Genomic DNA, 18,564 nt, shown 5'->3' with positions numbered 1-18,564 from the left:
AGCGCCGTCCGTGATAAGCTCTATGTCGAGGCTGCGAGGATCAGACGACCATGGATACGAATTACACCCGCTCAGGCAAACCGCGTGTGCAGACGGCGGCGCGCACCGTGCAGATTTTGAAACACGTTGCCCGTCAACGAGGCCCGGGCATCTCGGCGAAGCAGATAAGTGACGATCTCTCGATCCCCCGCCAGGTAGTCTACCATTTGATCCACACACTGGTGGAAACCGATATGCTGAGAAAGATTGGTGGGAGCTCGTATGCGCTGGGCTTCGGTGTCGCCTCCATCGCCGATGGCTTCAAACGCCAGTTGGCCGCGCCCGGCATGATGGCGGAGCTGGCCGAACAGGCCGCCAAAATAACAGGTGAAACCGCCTACATCGTCGGATGGATCGACGGCGAGATCGTGGTGATGGCAACAGCCACCGGAACGGCACCAATTCGTGCGGGAGAGATCGCCCAAGGCACGACAGGTGATGCCCATGCGCGAGCCAGCGGAAAAATGCTTCTGTCCATGGTCCATCCATCCGAACGGGATCAGTATCTGTCCAAACACGAACTCAGAAAGCGGACGCAAAACACCATCATCGATGTGGAGGTCTTTAAAGGGGAACTCGCCCAGACGCGCGAGCGCGGTTTTGCGTTCGAGAACGAGGAATATGCTCCGGGGCTGTCCTGTCTCGCGGTTCCGATCGGGAAAATGCCCTCGCAAATGGTACTAGGGCTGTCGGCCCCATCCGAACGGTTCAATGATAACCTTGATCGCTATGTCGATCGTCTCAAGGATATTGCGAAGCGGTAAGTAGGTTGATATCAACTAATGATGTGAGTGTAACATGTTGACATAGCCTTCCCTTCCGCTTCTATCTGCGGGGTCTCAGGGAGGGTCAATTGGCTATTTCAGGCACGACCAGGCTTTATCCCATTTTGGCCGATCCGGTCCTGCACGTCAGGGCGCCCGCACTGCTCAATGCGCGGTTTGTCGAGCGCGGGTACGACGCAGTGGTGGTACCCTTTCAGGTCCCCCGAGATCGTCTGGCTTGTGTGTTTTCCACCTGTAGGAGTGTCGCCTCCATTGCGGGCTTCCTGGTGACCATCCCTCACAAGTCGGCCATCGCCCCTCTTTGCGATGTCGTGACGCAACGCGCTCACGCGATCGGGGCTGTCAATGTCGTTCGACGTCTTGAGGACGGTCGGATGGAGGGCGACATGCTCGACGGTCCGGGTTTCATAAGGGGTCTCGAGGCAGCGGGCATACAATGGCAAGGCAAATCGGTTGCCCTGGCCGGGGCCGGCGGCGCCGCCAGAGCGATCGCGTTCGAGATGGTCGCGAGGGGAGCTGGCTCACTTTCCATCCAAAATCGCAACAGACAGGCCGCCGAGGAACTGCGTGATCAGCTTTTGCGAGCCTTTCCGCATGCCAACGTATTGGCCGAGGGCGGGCAGGCCCTCGACGACACGTTTGATCTGCTCGTCAACGGGACCTCCCTGGGGATGAGGAAGGATGACCCTTTGCCTTTCAGCGAGGACGTGCTGCGGCGGTCTGGCGTCGTCTGCGAGGTGGTCATGGCGCCGCAGACGACGCCCCTGCTGCAAGCCGCGCTGAGAGCCGGCGTGCCTATCCATCGAGGAGACAGCATGCTGATCGGCCAGATCGAAGCCATGTCCGACTTCTTCATGGCCAAATCCGGCTGACGTCAAAGGTTCCTCGACGGCCCTGTTTGACCAGGCCTCAGGACGCCAACGTTTTCGCGGCCGCTGCAATTGTCTCTGGATTCGGCAAGAGTGCCTTTTGCAGAACGGGACTCGACGGCATTCTGACATCTGGGGTCGTCAACCGCGAAATTCTGACGTCCATTTTTGGAACGAGCTCGCGAATGCGCATGGCGATTTCCCCGGCGAAGCCCCCCGTCCTCACCGCTTCGTGAACGATGAGAACCTTGCCGTTTGCCGTGGTGACGGCGTCGACGACGGCCTTCTCGTCCAGCGGGTTCAACCAACGAAGGTCAAGCACGCCCACATCGAGTTTGCCGGCCGACAGGGCCTCCGCTGCCGCCAGCGAGGGCCCAACCATCGTTCCCCAGGTCAAGATGACTGCGTCTTTCCCGTCGCGGCGCTTCCTTGCCGTGCCGACGGCCTCGGCGCCATCTGTCAGTTCCACCATCGACTTGGTTTGATAGAGAGAACGGGATTCGATGACGACACAAGGATCCGGGTCGGCCGCGGCGGAGCGCAGCAGCGAATAGACATCCGAGGCAGTGGCGGCCAAGGCTACCTTGAGGCCCGGGACGTGGGCGAGCATGGCCTCGATGGATTGCGAATGTTGAGCGCAAGAGCCCGGTGTCGCTCCTTGCTGGGTCCGCACCACCATAGGCACCGACGACTTACCGCCCGTTATGTAGCGGATGTTCGCTGCCTGGTTCACCAGTTGATCCAAGGCGACAAAAATGAAGTCGGCCCACATGATCTCGACGATCGGCTTCATTCCGGCCAAAGCCGCGCCGACCGCTGAACCGAGGATGGCATTCTCGGCGATTGGCGTATCGAAGACCCTATCCGCGCCAAAGTCCCTTTGGAGATATCGGCTGGCGCCGAATATGCCGCCGCCTTTGCCGACGTCTTCGCCGTAGACCAACGTTCGAGGTTCGTTTTCGAGTTCTGCCCGCAGCGCGGCATTGACAGCTTCGATATAGGTCATCTCCCTGGTCTCAACGACCTTGGGTATTTTCCGCCCTGCCGTCAGGAGGGGTGCGATCACATTGCTGCGAGCTGAGTTGGGATCGGGGTCCCGCGAGGACATCACCGTCTCGACCAGGTGCTCGACCTGCTTGTCCTGAAGAGCCACTATGCGGTCGAGGTCCTCGGCCGGCACACCGCTGGCCAGAAGGCGCCCCCGCAACTCGGTAAGCGGATCGCGGGCTTCAGCCTCTGCCTTGTCCGACTTGGATCGGTAGTGTTCGATGTCCCTGTTGTAGTGACCCCATAGCCTCGGGACGCGGCATTCGAGCAGGCTTGGCCCCTGGCCCGCGCGGGCACGAGCGGCAGCGAGCGCAATGCTGTCGCGCACGATCATCGGATCGGCTCCGTTGATGGTCGCCGCCGGGATGCCGTAGCCGTTGGCACGTTGAGCGAGGCGTTCCACCAGAAACATGTCGGACGTCGCGGTCAACTCTGACCAGCCATTGTTCTCCACCACGAAAATGACCGGCAACTTCTTGGCGGCGGCGAAGGCGAACGCCTCGTGTGAAGCCCCCTGGTTCATCGCACCGTCGCCAATGGAGACGACGACAATCCTGCCGTTGCCGAGCGACAGGTTTGCCAGGGCCACCCCGCACGCCATCGTGGTCCCCGCCCCCACAATCGAGTTCTCACCAATGAACCGGGTATCGGGCGCCATAAAGTATGGCGAACCCGCGCGCCCACCATTCAGGCCCTCGGCCTTTTGGCATATCTCGGCCATGACCGAATGCGGGTCCAAGCCCGCGGCCAACGCCCAGCCATGACCGCGGTAGGTTGCAATGAGTTGATCCTCCTCCTGGAGGCCGGCAACGGCCCCGAGAGGCACCGCCTCCTGCCCGGCGCAGAAATGCATCGATCCCATGACGCGTGGCGGATTGGTCTGGGTTAGAGCCCACGCCTTGGCCTCGAACGCCCTGATGAATGCGGTTCTTGCGAACATCTCCCGCGCGAAGTTCATGTCCAACTCTTTCAAGGGCTGACGGCTAACGCCAACGCTAACGTTCATCTCCTGCTCCTTCTTAGGGTCCGTTCGGAGGAATGACTGAATAGCCTGGAAATGTCAAATATGGATGCCATCATCATATGTTGATAAATATGACGATCTTTTAGCCTTGCTGTGATAACAGATAATGTGTATCAGGTAAGGCAATGAGTTGACTGGGAGGGTTCAATGTCGTTCACGGCTCACCCGCTGGGGGAAAGCTTCGCCGTCGTCACGGGAGGCACACAGGGTGTGGGCGAGCAGACCGCGCGCCTTTTGGCCGACCGCGGCATCGCAGGATGTCTGATCACAGGCCGGCAACGCGACAGAGGAAAGGCCGTGGCTGCCGATCTTACCGCCAAAGGCTGTCGCGCTTACTTCGTGCAAGCGGATCTGGCCGAGGTCGATGCGGCCGCCCGGATCATCGACGCCGCCGACAAAGCTTTTGGACGGGTCGACATCCTCGTAAATGCGGCAGGCGACACAAGTCGCGGCAGCATTCTCGATACCTCTCCCGAGACTTTTGATCGTCTGTTCGCCGTCAATGTGCGCGCGCCGTTCTTTTTGATCCAGAAAGCAGTCGAGATCATGCGCCGGGAAAAGACGAGCGGTTCGATCTTGAACGTGATCAGCATGTCTGGTCATGGCGGCCAGAGCTTCATCACACCCTATTGCGCGTCGAAAGGCGCCCTCGCCACTTTGACCAGGAACGTGGCTTTCTCCCTGCTGCCCGACCGCATCCGGGTGAACGGGCTTAACATCGGCTGGACGGACTCTCCGGGCGAGCGCGCGATGATGGCTTCCGTTATCGGCCCGGGCTCGGACAGGTTCCTGGCCGAAGCCGGCGCGAAACTGCCGTTTGGACGCCTGCTTGATCCGGCCGAGATCGCACGCGCGGCGGTTTTTTTGGTGTCTCCGGACTCCGGGATCATGACCGGGTCGCTGGTTGACTACGACCAATCCGTGCTCGGCTGCTCGGATAGCGGTCCGCAGCCAGCCGCTCGCGTACCTGACCACGCCGCGGCGTAGCTTTCGGCGCCCAATTCCAGAGGTTTGAAATGACGACGGTTTGGACAGTAAACTGGCCGCACGGGAAATTCGACGTCCACGCCAAGGGCGGAATGCTGGCGGGCGTCAAGTTGAAAGTCGGCGGTCAAGATGTAGCGCCATTCTACGAGGCGCCCTGGATCGCGCCAGGCATAAAGGCCGACCCGCCTATCTTGGAAAATCTCAGGAGCGAGTTCGCGTGCGTTCCTTTCGGCGCGGACTACCCGCAGGAGAGCGTGACGGAGGAATGGAAGCCGAGCCTGCGCCGCTCCGAGGCAGATGCCCAACTCGATACGACCGACTTCCTCCTGCACGGCTACTGCACGGTCGCGAATTGGCGCCTGGTTCACCGCGATGAAGAAAGCGTCGAAATCGAGGTGGAGTATCCCCAGACCTCCGCCATCCGGCGGTTGGTGCGCAAGGTCACCGCCGACAGGAACGGCCCGAACCTGACTTTCTCGCTGACCATCGAGACCCGCAGGGCCGTCGCCCGCCCTATTGGCCTGCATCCCAATTTTGCCTTGCCTCAGCTGTCAGGCGCTTTTCGGATCAAGCCCGGGGCATTCAAGTTCGGCATCGTGCATGCGGCGGGTCCAGAGCCGGGAGTGTCGCGAGCCTTGCCGGGTGCCGTTTTCGACGACCTCGCCAGCGTCCCCCTATCGGCAGGCGGCACCGCAGCATTCGATCAGCTTCCGTTCGCCCATGACACAGAGGAAATCGTAGAACTTTGCGGCATCGACGGGCGGGTGGAGCTCATCGACGCAAGCAGGGCTGTCTTATACCGGTTGTCCTGGGATCCCGGCGATTTCAATTCGCTTCTTCTTTGGATGAGCAATCGCGGCCGCGCATACGCGCCGTGGAACGGCAGGAATGTCTGCGTGGGCGTCGAGCCGCTCACCGGGGCGTTCGACCTTGGAACACGGGCGAGCCTGGCTTCCAATCCCATCAACAGGCGCGGCGTGGCGACGACGGTGGAACTGGATCCCGCCAGTCCCCGAACCATCGAATACCGGTTCAGCGCGGCGCCGGCCGCCTAGATGCCGAACGCCGTGCAAAGCGAAAGCGAGTGAAATCACCATGACCGTATGTTCCATGTGGCACGCCTCCTGGACGGTGGAGAGTATGGAAAGAACGTTGCCCTTCTATACCGACCTTTTGGGGCTCGAAGTCATCCACACGCAGATCCAGGACAACGAATACACGAGGAAGCTGGTCGGCATCGAAGGCGCGATCCTCAAGGCCGTGCTTCTGAAGGTGCCGGAACTGGATGCCGGGCTCTCCGGGCACATCATCGAACTCATGGAGTATATCCAGCCGAAGGGGGTCAAGATCGACACCAAGCCCTGCAACATCGGCGCCGCCCACTTCGCCTTCGGAACGCGTGACGTTCACGCGATGTACGAGAAGATGTCGGCTGCCGGCGTGGAGTTCGTCTCTGAACCGGTGGCGATCACCGCCGGGATCAATAAGGGCGGCTTCACCTGCTACCTCCATGATCCCGACGGCTACACGCTGGAGCTCATGCAGCCGCCTTCCTGGCGCTTCGACCAGGCGATCGCGCTGACGCAGAAGGTTGGCCAATGAACGAGGATTTCGATCTCACTGGTCGGGTGGCGCTTGTTACCGGCGCATCGCGGGGCCTCGGTCTCGCCACCGCCCGAGCGCTCGCCAGCGCGGGAGCACATGTCGTGGCGACGGACATTGACCTCCCCGTGACCCAGGCCGTAGTCGCGAAATTCCTCGAGAACGGGCTGAAGGCCGAGGCCGCGCTTCTGGATGTCACCGACGAGCCGGGCATCCGATCTCTGGTCAAGGACATTGCCGCACGTCATGAGCGGATAGATATCCTCGTCAACAACGCCGGGATGATACTGCGCAAGCCGCTGGTCGACACGACCGGTGACGAATTCCGCAGGCTGTTGAATGTCGACCTTGTATCGATGCTGCTGCTGGCTGGAGCGGTGGCTCCCGTGATGGCGAAGAACGGGTACGGCCGCATCATCAACCTATCGTCGATCATGGGGACCATAGGCAGGGCCGGCCAAGCCACTTACGTGGCTGCGAAACACGGCGTTGTCGGCCTGACGAAGTCGCTGGCTGCCGAATTCGGCCCGCAGGGCATCACGAGTAACGCCGTGGCCCCGGGATATTTCTTCACCGAAATGAACAGGCAGATCCTGGACGACCAGGATTTCTACCAATCCGTCATTTCCAGGACACCGCTGCGACGTTGGGCGGAAGCCGAGGAGCTTGGGGGCACCATGGTGTTTCTTGCCTCCAAGGCATCCGCCTACCTGACCGGCCAGACGCTCGTGCTCGACGGGGGAATGACGGTGACCGTACCGGGACCCGCGGGGACGTCCTGAGACGGCGAGAGGCTGGGAGGAGCCAGCGAGTTCGACCCGAACACGTGCAGCCAACAACCAAAACAGGAGGAAGACATGAATCTATTGAAAACACTCGCGGCAGGTTTGGCCCTGTCGGCCATGCTTGCGGGCGCCGCATCAGCGCAGGACAAACAGGATTGGCTTCCCTCGCCGCTTCCAAAGCCGCTCGGTGAAATCACCATCGGTTTCGCCAACCTCGGCTCCGGGGTGAACAGCTATGTCGCGACATATCTCGATACCTTCAACACCTACACCAAGCAACTCGGCGTCAAGACCATCGTGCTCGACGCTCAGGTCGATCCCGCCAAGCAGTCCGACCAGGTGCAGGATCTGATCGCGCAGCAGGCGGACGTCATGATCGTGTGGCCGGTGAACGGCAAGGCGATCGTTCCCGCCCTGCGCAAGGCCAAGGAGGCCGGCATTCCTGTCGTCGTCACGAACTCGCAGGCCGATCCGTCGGCGGCCGATTACTTCAACACCTTTTCCGGTCCCGACAATATCAAGCAGGCAAACTCTGCCGGCGAGATGATGGTCGAGGCGCTCGGAGGCAAGGGCAATGTGGTCGTCATCGATGGCCTTCCGGGCTACTCGGTCGCCCAGGAACGCGAAAAGGGTTTTCTCGACGTCATCAAGCAGCATCCCGACATCAAGGTCCTGGACATCCAGCCCGGCGACTGGTCGCGGGAAAAAGCCCAGTCGGTGATGGAAGCCTATCTGGTCAAATACGGTGACAAGATCGACGGGGTCTATTCCGCCGATTCCGACATGGGTGTCGGGGCGCTTGCCGCCGTCAAAGCCGCGATCGCCGAAGGCAAGATCAAGCCGGGCAAGATCAAGTTCACCGATTGCACGCTGTTTGCCGCCGCCTATGACGAGATCAAGGCCGGCAACTATTACGGATCGGTCTTGCAATCGCCAGTCGTCGATGCACAGGCCGCCATCCAGGCCGCGATCCAGATCGCGGAGGGCAAGGAATTGCCCAAGCAGCTCTTCTTCGCTTCACCTTCGATCACGCAGAAGAACATCGCTGACTATCCGCGTCCCACGTTTTGAGTGGATCTCCCCCGGGATCTCCAAAGGGTCCCGGGGCAATCGACACAGCGCACGAATGGTCTGCCGCTATGCCAAGAGCAGGAGGGAAGATATGAAACCATTGAAAACACTCGCGACTGGCTTCGCCCTGTCGGCCATGCTTGTCGGCGCCGCGTCAGCGCAGGACAAACAGGATTGGCTTCCCTCCCCGCTTCCAAAGCCACTCGGTGAAATCACAATCGGCTTCGCCAATCTGGGCTCGGGCGTGAACGGCTATGTCGCGACATATCTCGATACCTTCAACGCCTACACCAAGCAACTCGGCGTCAAGACCATCGTGCTCGACGCGCAGATCGACCCGGTCAAGCAGTCAGACCAGGTTCAGGATCTCATCGCGCAGCAGGCGGACGTCATGATCGTGTGGCCGGTGAACGGCAAGGCGATCGTGCCTGCTCTGCGCAAGGCCAAGGAGGCCGGCATTCCTGTCGTCGTCACGAACTCGCAGGCCGATCCGTCGGCGGCCGATTACTTCAACACCTTCTCCGGCCCCGACGATGTCAAACAGGCAAACGCCGCCGGCGAGATGATGGTCGAGGCAATCGGCGGCAAGGGCAACGTCGTGATCATCGACGGCCTCCCGGGCTACTCCGTAACCCAGGAGCGCGAGAAGGGTTTTCTAGACGTCATCAAGCAGCATCCCGTCATCAAGGTCCTGGACGTACAGCCGGGCGATTGGTCGCGCGAGAAAGCCCAGTCGGTGATGGAAGCCTATCTGGTCAAATACGGGGACAAGATCGACGGGGTTTATTCGGCCAACTCCGACATGGGCGTCGGGGCGCTTGCCGCCGTCAAAGCCGCGATCGCCGAAGGCAAGATCAAGCCGGGCAAGATCAAGTTCACCGATTGCACGCTGTTTGCCACCGCCTATGACGAGATCAAGGCCGGCAACTATTACGGATCGGTCCTGCAATCGCCGAGCGCCGATGCGCAGGCCGCCATCCAGGCAGCGATCCAGATCGTGGAGGGCAAGCAGGTCCCCAAGCAGGTGTTCTTCGCATCGCCTTCGATTACGCAAAAGAATATCGATCAGTATCCGCGTCCCACATTTTGAGGGGACCTTCCCAACGGGTTCGCAAAGGGTCCCACGGGGCAATTGGAGGAAAGCATGAGTAATGTTGCGGTGGTGACGGGCGCGGCTTCCGGGATTGGTGCAGCAACGGTGCGTCGCCTGGTCGGCAAGGGCTACAAGGTGCTTGGCGTCGATATGTCGGGCGCGCAGGAGACCGAGAACCTGGGATGGGTATCGGGCGATGTATCGGCGGCTTCGACATGGCAAGGGGTCGGCGAGACGCTGAGAAGACGGGACTGGCAACCTTCCGCTCTCGTGACGGCGGCTGCGTATCTTGAAGTCGGAAACGTCCTGGAGCTTTCGGACGACGCATGGGCGAAGACGATCGGCGTCAACTTGATGGGCCTTGTCTTCGCCGTCCGCAGCGTGCTTCCGGCAATGATAGAGCGTGGGCGAGGCAGCGTGGTGACGATCGGCAGCATCGATTCCTATATGGCCGAACAAGGGCTGGTTTCCTATTGCTCCAGCAAAGGTGCGATTTTACAGTTTACCCGGGCACTTGCCATGGACCACGCCCGCCAGGGCATCCGCGCAAATTGCGTGTCGCCGGGTGTTACCGACACCCCCTTTTTCCGTCGCCATCTGGCGACGGCCAGCAACCCGGATATGTTTTTGCGCGCTCGCGAGCAGCGCAATCCCATTGGACGCTTACTCGACCCGGACGAGGTCGCGTCCACAATTGTCTATCTCGTGTCCGACGAGGCATCCGGCGTCACCGGCGCCAACATGGTCGTTGATGGCGGCTTGACCGTCGGTTTCGATTTTCGCACAGGCACCGGCGGGGACTGACGCGGAGTGCGGATGCCCTGCGGCTAGTCGCTGTGATAACGTCGAACAGCCGAAATAGCAGGAGAGGCAAGACATGAGCGGACTTTCAGCGATCGTGCCGATTGAAACCGAAACGCTTGGGGTGCGCGTCTATCTCCAGCTGCGCGAGATGCTTATCGCGGGCCAGTTCGCACCTGGAGAGAAACTGACCCTTCGAACGCTGGCGGCAGCGATTGGAACGAGCCCGATGCCCGTCAGGGACGCACTGCGCCAGCTGATGGTCGATCAGGCCATCGAACTCCTCCCCAATCGTGTGTTCCGCGTTCCGTTGATGAGCAAAAGCCGCTTCATCGAACTGCGCGAGATCCGCATCCGCATGGAAGGCATGGCTATCGAATATGCGGCCGAACGAATTTCCGCAGCCGAACTTGGGGAAGCCGCTGCCTTCTCCGCGGCGTTCAATGCCGAATGTGACCTGCATCAACCGGATCCGGCAAAGTTGATTGTCTTGAACAAGAACCTGCATTTCACATTATACAGGGCATCGCGACTTCCAGCATTGCTCCAGATCATCGAGGGTTTGTGGACGCAGATCGGTCCGGTCCTGAATCTGGACGTTCGCTCCGGATCCGAGAGGATCACCAGCAAGACCCCGACCAAACATCATGAAGCCATGATCGCTGCGCTGAAGGTTCGTGATGCAGACTCGGCAAAAGCGGCCCTCGCCGCCGACCTGCGCAGCGCCAGCGACTATATCCTTCAACAAAACCGGCTCACCTGAGGTCGAGGATCGCCATGCCCTCGTTTCCGATTATCGACAGCCACCTGCACATCTGGCGCCCTGACCTGCTCGATATGTCATGGTTGAAGTCGGCGGGAAAACTCAATCGAGGCTTCACTTTGCAGGACTTCGACGAAGCAAGGGCGGACGTCGAGGTCGAGGCAATGGTGTTCGTGGAGTGCGATGTGGATGAAACCGCCACCCTGGCGGAAGCCAGATGGGTGGCGGACGTCGCCCAGCAGGACCACCGCATCAGGGCGATCGTCGCGCATGCGCCGATACACAAGGGAGACGCCGTTCGGAGCCACCTAGAGAAGTTGCGCGACATCGTACTGGTGCGGGGCGTACGAAGGCTGCTTCAGCAGGAAGCCGACGCGGATTTCGCGCTGAGACCCGATTTCATCGACGGACTAAAGGCGCTGTCGGAATTCGGATGGTCGTTCGATATCTGCATCACCTACCGGCAGATGGAAAGCACCATCAAGTTGGTGCGACGGTTTCCCGAGATGCGATTTGTCCTCGACCACATCGGCAAGCCAGGTATTCGGGAGCAGCGCTTTCGGCCATGGGCCGACCAGATGAAGGAACTTGCTCGATCCGGGAACGTCGTTTGCAAACTGTCGGGCGTTGCAACGGAGGCGGACCATGAGCACTGGACAGTCAGGGATATCGAGCCGTTCATGACAACCGCGCTGGAGGCCTTTGGGCCTAAGCGTCTGATGTTCGCCGGCGACTGGCCCGTGGCGACCAACGCCGTGTCCTATGTGGGCTGGGTCCATGCCGTCGATCAGGTCATGTCGAAGCTCGGCGGTTCTGAACTGCGGGCGCTGTACCGCGACAATGCCATCGAGACCTACAAACTGAACGTCTAACGACATAGCGGCTCGTATTCGACTGCCTTATGCTGTGATAACATGTAACAGCTTGGACCTTGAAGGGACGCGGTCGCCGGGGAGAAGCATATGAAAGACATCGGTCGGCCATCCGCGCGCCAGCTGCTGATCGCGGCAGCCGTGCTGGTCCTCCTGACGGGTGGCGCGACGGTGCCGGGCCTGTTCAGCTTCGACAACATCACCCAGATGCTGAGGCAGATATCCGTGACGGGGATAATTGCCCTTGGCGTGACATTCGTGGTCATAGCCGGCCGCCTGGACCTGACCGTGGGTTCGCTTCTGTCGCTTTGCGCCGTGGTGGCAATCACACTTCACGACGAGATATCGCCCGTCGCCGCGGTCACTGTCCCGATCATCATCGGCTTGGTGGTCGGGTGCATAAATGGGTTCCTCGTCGCGATCCTTCGGCTGAACTCATTGATTGCCACTCTTGGCATGCTTTCGGTTCTCCAGGCGGTCGCCCTCGTTTGGACGAGCGGACAGAATGCCCTCATCGATCGGCCTGAGGCTACGTGGTTCGCGGTGATCGGCCGCGGCTACCTGCTCGACGTCCCGATCCCGGTGCTGATCTTTCTCCTGCTTGCGGCATTGACCGCAATCCTGCTTGGAATGACCCGGTTCGGCAGGGAGGTCTTCTCCGTCGGTGGCAACGAGATCGCCAGTCGCTTCTCATCCATAGCCGCCAGGCAGGTGCTTTTCACTTGCTATATGATTTCCGGCACGTTGACGGGGATGGCGGCCATCGTCTTCAGCTCACGGGTGATGGCAGCGCAAAACAACTCTGGTTCAGGCCTCGAGCTGCAGGTGCTGTCGGCGGTTATCCTCGGAGGGACAAGCCTGGCCGGCGGTGACGGCGGTATCGGCCGCACCATTATTGGCGTGGTCCTGTTGGGATTTATACAAAACGCGCTCCTGCTCATCGGCCTGCCTTATTACGTGCAGTGGCTGGTTTCGTGGGTCGTGATTATCGGTGTCGTATGGGCGGACGTAGCCTCCCGGCGCGGTAGGGTTCTCGCATGAGCATCGGGGACATCAAAATGGCAAGCAGCCGGCAAGAGGCAGCGCACGGCCCTCATGCAGGAATGAGGCTCGTGGAATCCGTGAGATACCTGGCCCGAAACCCCGTCTGGCTGCTCGGTCTGGGGCTCTTCATTTTCTTTTCCGTGACCACCTCACACTTTCTGACGGCCTACAACCTGTCGAATGTGCTCTTCCAGTGCGCGCTGGTCGGTCTGCTTGCCACCGGCCTCACTCCCGTCATCATCAGTGGAAACATCGACCTCAGCGTCGGGGCGGTCGTCGGCCTCTCGTCTTGTCTCGTCATCGGCATGCAAGAGCAGATCGGGTTGGCAGGCGCGATTGCCGTAGCGTTAGGTAGCGGCCTCTGTCTTGGCCTCCTGAACGGGCTCGCCGTTGAGCGCCTGGGTGTCAGCTCGTTCATCATAACGCTCGCTGGGATGATTGGCACGAGGGGTTTGGCGTTCCTGTACGCCGGCGACACCTCCTTGTCGGCGATCGACGAACAGCTGTACGACCTCACCATGTTGCATGTCGGCCCGGTCACGCTGATCCCCTTTATATTTCTGACTGCCGTGTTGTGTTTCCAATGGATGCTTCGGCGTACCGTGCACGGCAGGAATACCTACGCCATTGGCGGAAGCCGATCGGCATCGACAAATGCCGGGATTCCCGTGTCGCGGCATGTCGTGATCAACTTCATCATCTGCGGATTGATGGCGGCGATATGTGGGGTCGCCATGGCGGCCAACCTGGGAGCGGCCACGCCCAGCTACGGCAAGGATTATGAGTTGTGGGCAGTGATCGCTGTCGTCCTCGGCGGCACCCGTCTGCGCGGCGGCAAGGGCGACCTGATCGGAACATTCGCGGCGGTGCTGGCACTGGCCATCCTGCGCAACGGCCTCAACATGCTTCACGTTGCCCCCTTCTACATCCCGGGCATCATGGGGTTGGCGCTGATCGCAGCGCTCGTTCTGGACAGACAGCTCAACCGTGCAAGCAAGACAGCCGAATGACGCTCGCGCCAATCAAGGGAGGCTCTCAGATGTCGATTGCGCCGCAACCATTGCAATCGCAGCCCGAAGCAACGCAGGGGGCGATCATTTCACTCGAAGGCGTCGGAAGGACATTTCCGGGCGTGATTGCGCTTTCGGACGTCACGTTCGACGTGCTGCCGGGCGAAGTGCATGCACTATGCGGCGAAAACGGCGCCGGTAAAAGTACGCTCATGCGCGTCATGGCCGGAAGTTTCCCGCAAGACAGCGGTACGATAAGCTATCGCGGCGAAACGGTGACTTTCGCCAGCCCCATGGATGCCAAGCGTCGCGGCATCCTTCTCATCCACCAAGAAATTTCGCTTGTCCCGGAATTGAGCGTTGCCGAAAATATCTTCCTCGGCGATTTCCCGAAGCTGCGGGGCGGCCGCCTCGATACGAAAAAACTCTACCGCGATGCCGAACACGTTCTTGAAGATTGTGGGTACGATCTCGATGCGCATGCCATTGTGGGCGACCTGTCGCTCGCGCGCCAGCAAATGGTCGAGATCGCGAGGGCTACGGCGTTCAATTGCTCGGTCGTCATTTTCGACGAACCGACAGGGGCGCTCACCAACCAGGAGGCCGAGGCACTTTTCGTCACGATCGACCGCTTGAAAAAGCGCGGTGTCGGCATCGTCTACATATCGCACAAGATGAAAGAGGTGCTGACGCTTGCCGACAGGGTGACGGTCCTGCGTGACGGAAAGGTCACCGGCACGCTATCTGGCGAAAAGATCACAGAGCGCGAGATCACGCGCCTCATGATCGGTCGCTCGCTCGACAGCTATTTTCATCGCGCGCGGCGCCGGATCGGCGAAGAAGTTCTCCGCCTTGAGGGCTTCGGTGTGGGCGGCTCCGCAAAGACCGTCGATCTCAGTATCCGCGCTGGAGAAATAGTCGGTTTGTACGGGCTCGTCGGGGCCGGACGATCAGAGCTCATGGAAGCGGTTTTCGGCTTGCGCAAAATCACTTCGGGCAAATTGTCATGGTGCGGCCAATTGCGGGAAATCAGCTCTCCCAAAGATGCCGTGCGGCTTGGCATCGGCTTCGTACCGGAAGACCGCAAGGAACAGGGCTTGGTCCTTGGATTGGGAGCGCGCGACAACACCAGCATGGCGTCGTTGCGCCGGCTGGTCCGCTTCGGCTTCATGGATACGATCAAAGAACAGTCGATCTTCGAGAAGTATCGCGAACGTCTCGAGATCAAAGTGTCTACCGCCAAGACCCGTGTCGGAACGCTCAGTGGTGGAAACCAGCAGAAGATCGTTCTTGCCAAATGGATGGCGACGGCGCCCAAGCTTCTGATCCTCGACGAGCCGACCCGGGGCATTGATGTCAATGCGAAAGCAGAAGTGCATGCCCTGATCGGCGAACTCGCCGAGAGCGGCCTCGCGGTCATCCTCATTTCCTCCGAAATGCCCGAGATCATTGGTTTGAGCCACAGGATCGTCACCATCTACCAAGGCGAGGTGACCGGCGATCTTGCAGCAGAGCACGTCACCGAGGACATGTTGGTGGAGCGTGTCATGAACCCGCCCGAGCGGTTCGCAGATTTGTTGATTGGTTGAGGCAGCAGCATGGACAATCTAACTTCCAAGGTCGCACTTGTTACCGGCGGCTCGCGGGGCCTTGGCCGGGAAATCGCCCTTGGTCTGGCCAATGAAGGGTGCGACGTCGCAGTTCACTTCAATGCCGACAAACAATCCGCCGACGCTGTCGTCGATGAGATAAAGGCCAAAGGCCGCAGGGCCGTGGCCATCGGCGCCGATCTTTCCGATCCAGCGCGGGCCGCGGAACTCGTGCGGATGGTGGGGGCTTCCCTGGGATCGATCGACGTGCTCGTCAACAATGCGGGGATCAATCCCTCCAGGACGATCGACCAGGTATCAGGGCAAGATTGGGAGCGATCCCTTCAGGTCAACCTGAGTCCCGCTTTCCACACCACCCAAACGGCGCTGCCGGAGATGCGGCGGCGCAAGTGGGGCCGCCTCATCTTTATCTCTTCGATCGCTGCGCAAACCGGCGGCATCATCGGTCCCCACTATGCCGCCAGCAAGGCTGGTCTCATCGGTCTCGCTCACTACTACGCCAACGCCCTTGCCAAGGAAGGCATCACCGCCAATGTCCTTGCTCCGGCGTTGATCGAGACGGACATGATCACGAACAATCCTGCAATCAAACCAACGCTGATCCCGGTTGGTCGTTTCGGCCAGCCGGACGAAGTCGCCTCGGTTGCCGTCAACCTTGCACGGAACGGCTACATCACCGGGCAGACGATCAACATCAATGGCGGCTGGTACATGAGTTCCTGAGCGCCCCGTCTGGGTCAGCCCACAAACGATCGCGGTTGGCAGTTTTCATTCAGTCGTTGCGATTTCAGCCAAGGCGAGAAGGCCGCTCCGTCCCGCAGGCGACGGCGGCCTTTCGATATCTCAGCCCAGGTTTACCCACACCGACTTGGTCTGCGTGTACTGTGACAGCGCTTCGAGGCACTTGTCGCGCCCGTTGCCGGTCTGCTTGTACCCACCCCAGATCGAAGTCATGTCGCCATGGTCGAAGCAGTTGACCCAGACGACGCCGGCTTCGATGTCACGAGCGAACGTGTGGGCTTTCGAAATGTCGCGTGTCCATATGGATGCCGCCAGGCCGTAGATGGAATCGTTGGCGATTGCGATTGCGTCCTCGGCCCCGTCTACGGGAATGATGGTCGCTACGGGCCCGAAGATTTCCTCGCGCGCGATCCGCATGTTGTTGTTGACGCCCGTGAACAGCGTCGGCTCGACATAGGCTCCCGATGGCGCGGACGCCAGCGTGCCCCCGCCGAACCTCAGCGAAGCCCCTTCCTGCCGGCCGATGTCGATGTAGCTCAGCACCCGCTTCTGGTGCGATGCGGTGACGAGTGGCCCAATGGTGGTCGATGGATCGAGCGGATCGCCGAGCACGAAGCTCTGCTTGGTGCGGGCGGCAAACCGTTCGACGAAATCGTCGTGGATGCTCCTGTCGACCAGGATGCGCGATCCGGCGTTGCAGACCTCGCCCTGGTTGCCATAGATACCGTTGACGGCATAGGTAACGGCGGTGTCGAGATCGTCGAAGTCGCCGAGGATGATTTGCGGGGTCTTGCCGCCACATTCGGTGCTGACCCGCTTCATGTTCGACTGTCCAGAGTAGATCATCAGCAGCTTGCCGACTTCCGTGGAGCCCGTGAAGCCGATCTTGTCGACGTCGTTGTGAAGAGCGAGCGCCTTTCCCGCTTCCTCGCCAAGACCGTGGACCACATTGAGAACGCCTGGAGGACCGCCCGCTTCGATGAAGAGTTCTGCAAGCAGGTTTGCCGACAATGGGGATTGTTCAGCCGGCTTCAGAACGACGGAGTTACCGGTCGCCAGGGCCGGGCCGAGTTTCCAGGCCGCCATCATCAATGGATAGTTCCAAGGCACGATCAAGCCGACCACGCCCAGGGGCTGCCTGAGGATGTAGTGCAACGCGCTGGCCGTCGTCGCGGTCACCGCGCCTTCGATCTTGTCGATCGTTTCGGAGAAGAACTTCAGGGACATGACCGATCCGGGGATGTCGATGTTTATCATGTCCATCACGGGTTTGCCCATGTCGAGACTGTCAAGGATCGCGAACTCCTCGGCATTGGATGCGATGAGGCCAGAGAATTTCTCAAGTACCGCCATCCGACCGCGTGGGTCCATACGCGACCACACACCTGACTTGAACGCCTTGCGAGCCGCGATCACCGCACGGTCGATCTCGGCCTCGCCACCGCGGGCGACGTCCGCGATCGTCTCGCCGGTCGCCGGGTTGATCGTCGGGAAGGTTCGTCCGTCGACGGAGCCAACATAGGCTCCATCGATGAAGTGCTGCGTGCGGAATTCAAGCGACCCGGCCTTGGTCCGCCAGAAGTCGTGGGTATAGGTCGAGGCATCCATGCTGATCTCCCTTCAATGGACTATGATTCACGGCGGTCGCGCAGCAGCGTGACCGAGAGGATGATGAGGACGAAGGACACAGCGACGATCACTGTTCCGACGGCGTTGATCTCGGGCGTGATGCCGCGCCGCAGCGTCGAATAGATGTAGATCGGCAGCGTGACCTCGCGCCCGGTCAAGAAATAGGTGACGGGTATCTCGTCGAAGGACAGGGTGAAGCACAGCAGCGCGGAGCCGAAGATCGAACTTCTGATGGCTGGGAGGGTCACGCGCCGGAAGGTCTCGACAGAGGTCGCCCCCAGGTCGGCGGACGCCTCGAGCTGCCGGCGATTAAGCTTGGCGAGACGCGCCATCACTTGTGAGACGACAACGCCGAGTAGCGCCGTGGCGTGACCGATCACCACCGCCGTCAGGCTTTGTGGGATACCGATCTGCTTGTAGAAGTTCAGCATGGCGATGCCCGTGACGATGCCTGGAAGGCTGAGCGGCAGCAGGATTGCGTTCTGAAAAAGCCGCTTGCCGGGGAACTCGTAGCGGTCGAGCGCGAGCGCGGCGGCCACGCCGATGACGACGCTGAGCGCCGTCGCGAACGAGGCGACCACGAGGCTGTTCGACAGCGCGCGCAGCATCTGTTCGTTGGAGAGGAACGCCTCGTACCAGTGAAGCGTGAAGCCAGCCAGGGGAAAGGACGTGACCTTGCTGTCGTTGAAGGAAAAGACGACCAGGATGACGATCGGCAGATACAGAAAGGCGAGCACCGCGAGGCTGACGCCCACCATGCCCTTTTGCCACCATCTTAGTGCATTCACGTCG

18 protein-coding genes are annotated in these 18,564 nt (G+C 60.5%); 15 read left to right on the top strand and 3 right to left on the bottom strand.

The window, feature by feature from the left end; genetic code table 11:
* Window positions 1-50: 50 nt before the first annotated feature.
* Entirely contained in the window at window positions 51-803 is a 753-nt protein-coding gene (locus tag HGP13_RS11245; RefSeq protein WP_109658967.1) for an IclR family transcriptional regulator, read from the top strand.
* An 89-nt stretch (window positions 804-892) separates the two neighbouring features.
* On the top strand, window positions 893-1,696 hold the full coding sequence (locus HGP13_RS11240) for a shikimate dehydrogenase (RefSeq protein WP_109658966.1): 804 nt from the start codon (window positions 893-895) through the stop codon (window positions 1,694-1,696).
* Between the two features lie 37 nt (window positions 1,697-1,733).
* On the opposite strand, the gene HGP13_RS11235 is transcribed toward HGP13_RS11240, so the two are convergent.
* Complete coding sequence (locus HGP13_RS11235) at window positions 1,734-3,746, bottom strand: alpha-ketoacid dehydrogenase subunit alpha/beta (RefSeq protein WP_210266356.1); 2,013 nt, start codon at window positions 3,744-3,746, stop codon at window positions 1,734-1,736.
* Between the two features lie 165 nt (window positions 3,747-3,911).
* On the opposite strand from HGP13_RS11235, the gene HGP13_RS11230 reads away from it, so the two are divergent.
* The 13 genes from HGP13_RS11230 (at window position 3,912) to HGP13_RS11170 (ending at window position 16,125) form a co-directional block, all read left to right on the top strand.
* The gene (locus HGP13_RS11230; protein ID WP_109658965.1) at window positions 3,912-4,751 is read left to right on the top strand and encodes an SDR family oxidoreductase; all 840 of its coding nucleotides are present in this window, start codon (window positions 3,912-3,914) and stop codon (window positions 4,749-4,751) included.
* 29 nt (window positions 4,752-4,780) lie between these two features.
* Window positions 4,781-5,806 carry a hypothetical protein gene (locus tag HGP13_RS11225; protein ID WP_109658964.1) on the top strand — a complete coding sequence of 342 codons (1,026 nt, stop codon included), beginning with the start codon at window positions 4,781-4,783 and terminating at the stop codon, window positions 5,804-5,806.
* 40 nt (window positions 5,807-5,846) lie between these two features.
* Window positions 5,847-6,353 carry a VOC family protein gene (locus HGP13_RS11220; RefSeq protein WP_109658963.1) on the top strand — a complete coding sequence of 169 codons (507 nt, stop codon included), beginning with the start codon at window positions 5,847-5,849 and terminating at the stop codon, window positions 6,351-6,353.
* Complete coding sequence (locus tag HGP13_RS11215) at window positions 6,350-7,135, top strand: SDR family oxidoreductase (RefSeq protein WP_109658962.1); 786 nt, start codon at window positions 6,350-6,352, stop codon at window positions 7,133-7,135. The genes HGP13_RS11220 and HGP13_RS11215 overlap by 4 nt, the downstream gene beginning before the upstream one ends.
* A gap of 75 nt (window positions 7,136-7,210) precedes the next feature.
* Window positions 7,211-8,209, top strand: a complete 999-nt coding sequence (locus HGP13_RS11210) for a sugar ABC transporter substrate-binding protein (protein WP_109658961.1) — start codon at window positions 7,211-7,213, stop codon at window positions 8,207-8,209.
* 91 nt (window positions 8,210-8,300) lie between these two features.
* On the top strand, window positions 8,301-9,299 hold the full coding sequence (locus HGP13_RS11205) for a sugar ABC transporter substrate-binding protein (protein ID WP_170136655.1): 999 nt from the start codon (window positions 8,301-8,303) through the stop codon (window positions 9,297-9,299).
* A gap of 54 nt (window positions 9,300-9,353) precedes the next feature.
* A complete protein-coding gene (locus tag HGP13_RS11200) occupies window positions 9,354-10,106 on the top strand; it encodes an SDR family oxidoreductase (RefSeq protein WP_109658959.1) in 753 nt (250 codons plus the stop codon).
* Window positions 10,107-10,179: 73 nt separating this feature from the next.
* The gene (locus HGP13_RS11195) at window positions 10,180-10,866 is read left to right on the top strand and encodes a GntR family transcriptional regulator (protein WP_109658958.1); all 687 of its coding nucleotides are present in this window, start codon (window positions 10,180-10,182) and stop codon (window positions 10,864-10,866) included.
* 14 nt (window positions 10,867-10,880) lie between these two features.
* Window positions 10,881-11,738: an amidohydrolase family protein gene (locus tag HGP13_RS11190; RefSeq protein ID WP_109658957.1), complete on the top strand. Its 858-nt coding sequence runs from the start codon at window positions 10,881-10,883 to the stop codon at window positions 11,736-11,738.
* A gap of 90 nt (window positions 11,739-11,828) precedes the next feature.
* Window positions 11,829-12,779, top strand: coding sequence for an ABC transporter permease (locus HGP13_RS11185; protein ID WP_109658956.1), 951 nt, complete (start codon window positions 11,829-11,831; stop codon window positions 12,777-12,779).
* Window positions 12,776-13,792, top strand: coding sequence for an ABC transporter permease (locus HGP13_RS11180; protein WP_210266355.1), 1,017 nt, complete (start codon window positions 12,776-12,778; stop codon window positions 13,790-13,792). The genes HGP13_RS11185 and HGP13_RS11180 overlap by 4 nt, the downstream gene beginning before the upstream one ends.
* 29 nt (window positions 13,793-13,821) lie before the next feature.
* On the top strand, window positions 13,822-15,381 hold the full coding sequence (locus tag HGP13_RS11175; protein ID WP_109658955.1) for a sugar ABC transporter ATP-binding protein: 1,560 nt from the start codon (window positions 13,822-13,824) through the stop codon (window positions 15,379-15,381).
* Window positions 15,382-15,390: 9 nt separating this feature from the next.
* Window positions 15,391-16,125, top strand: a complete 735-nt coding sequence (locus HGP13_RS11170; RefSeq protein ID WP_109658954.1) for an SDR family NAD(P)-dependent oxidoreductase — start codon at window positions 15,391-15,393, stop codon at window positions 16,123-16,125.
* A 120-nt stretch (window positions 16,126-16,245) separates the two neighbouring features.
* Here the strand turns inward: HGP13_RS11170 and HGP13_RS11165 are convergent, their stop codons facing one another.
* Complete coding sequence (locus HGP13_RS11165) at window positions 16,246-17,751, bottom strand: aldehyde dehydrogenase (RefSeq protein WP_109658953.1); 1,506 nt, start codon at window positions 17,749-17,751, stop codon at window positions 16,246-16,248.
* Window positions 17,752-17,771: 20 nt separating this feature from the next.
* Window positions 17,772-18,560 carry an ABC transporter permease gene (locus HGP13_RS11160; RefSeq protein WP_109661174.1) on the bottom strand — a complete coding sequence of 263 codons (789 nt, stop codon included), beginning with the start codon at window positions 18,558-18,560 and terminating at the stop codon, window positions 17,772-17,774.
* Between the last annotated feature and the right edge of the window lie 4 nt (window positions 18,561-18,564).

Source organism: Mesorhizobium sp. NZP2077, assembly GCF_013170805.1.
In the GTDB taxonomy this organism is placed as follows: domain Bacteria; phylum Pseudomonadota; class Alphaproteobacteria; order Rhizobiales; family Rhizobiaceae; genus Mesorhizobium.
The sequence above is the reverse complement of the archived record's forward strand: the minus strand, read 5'-3'. Positions and strand labels throughout refer to the sequence as shown.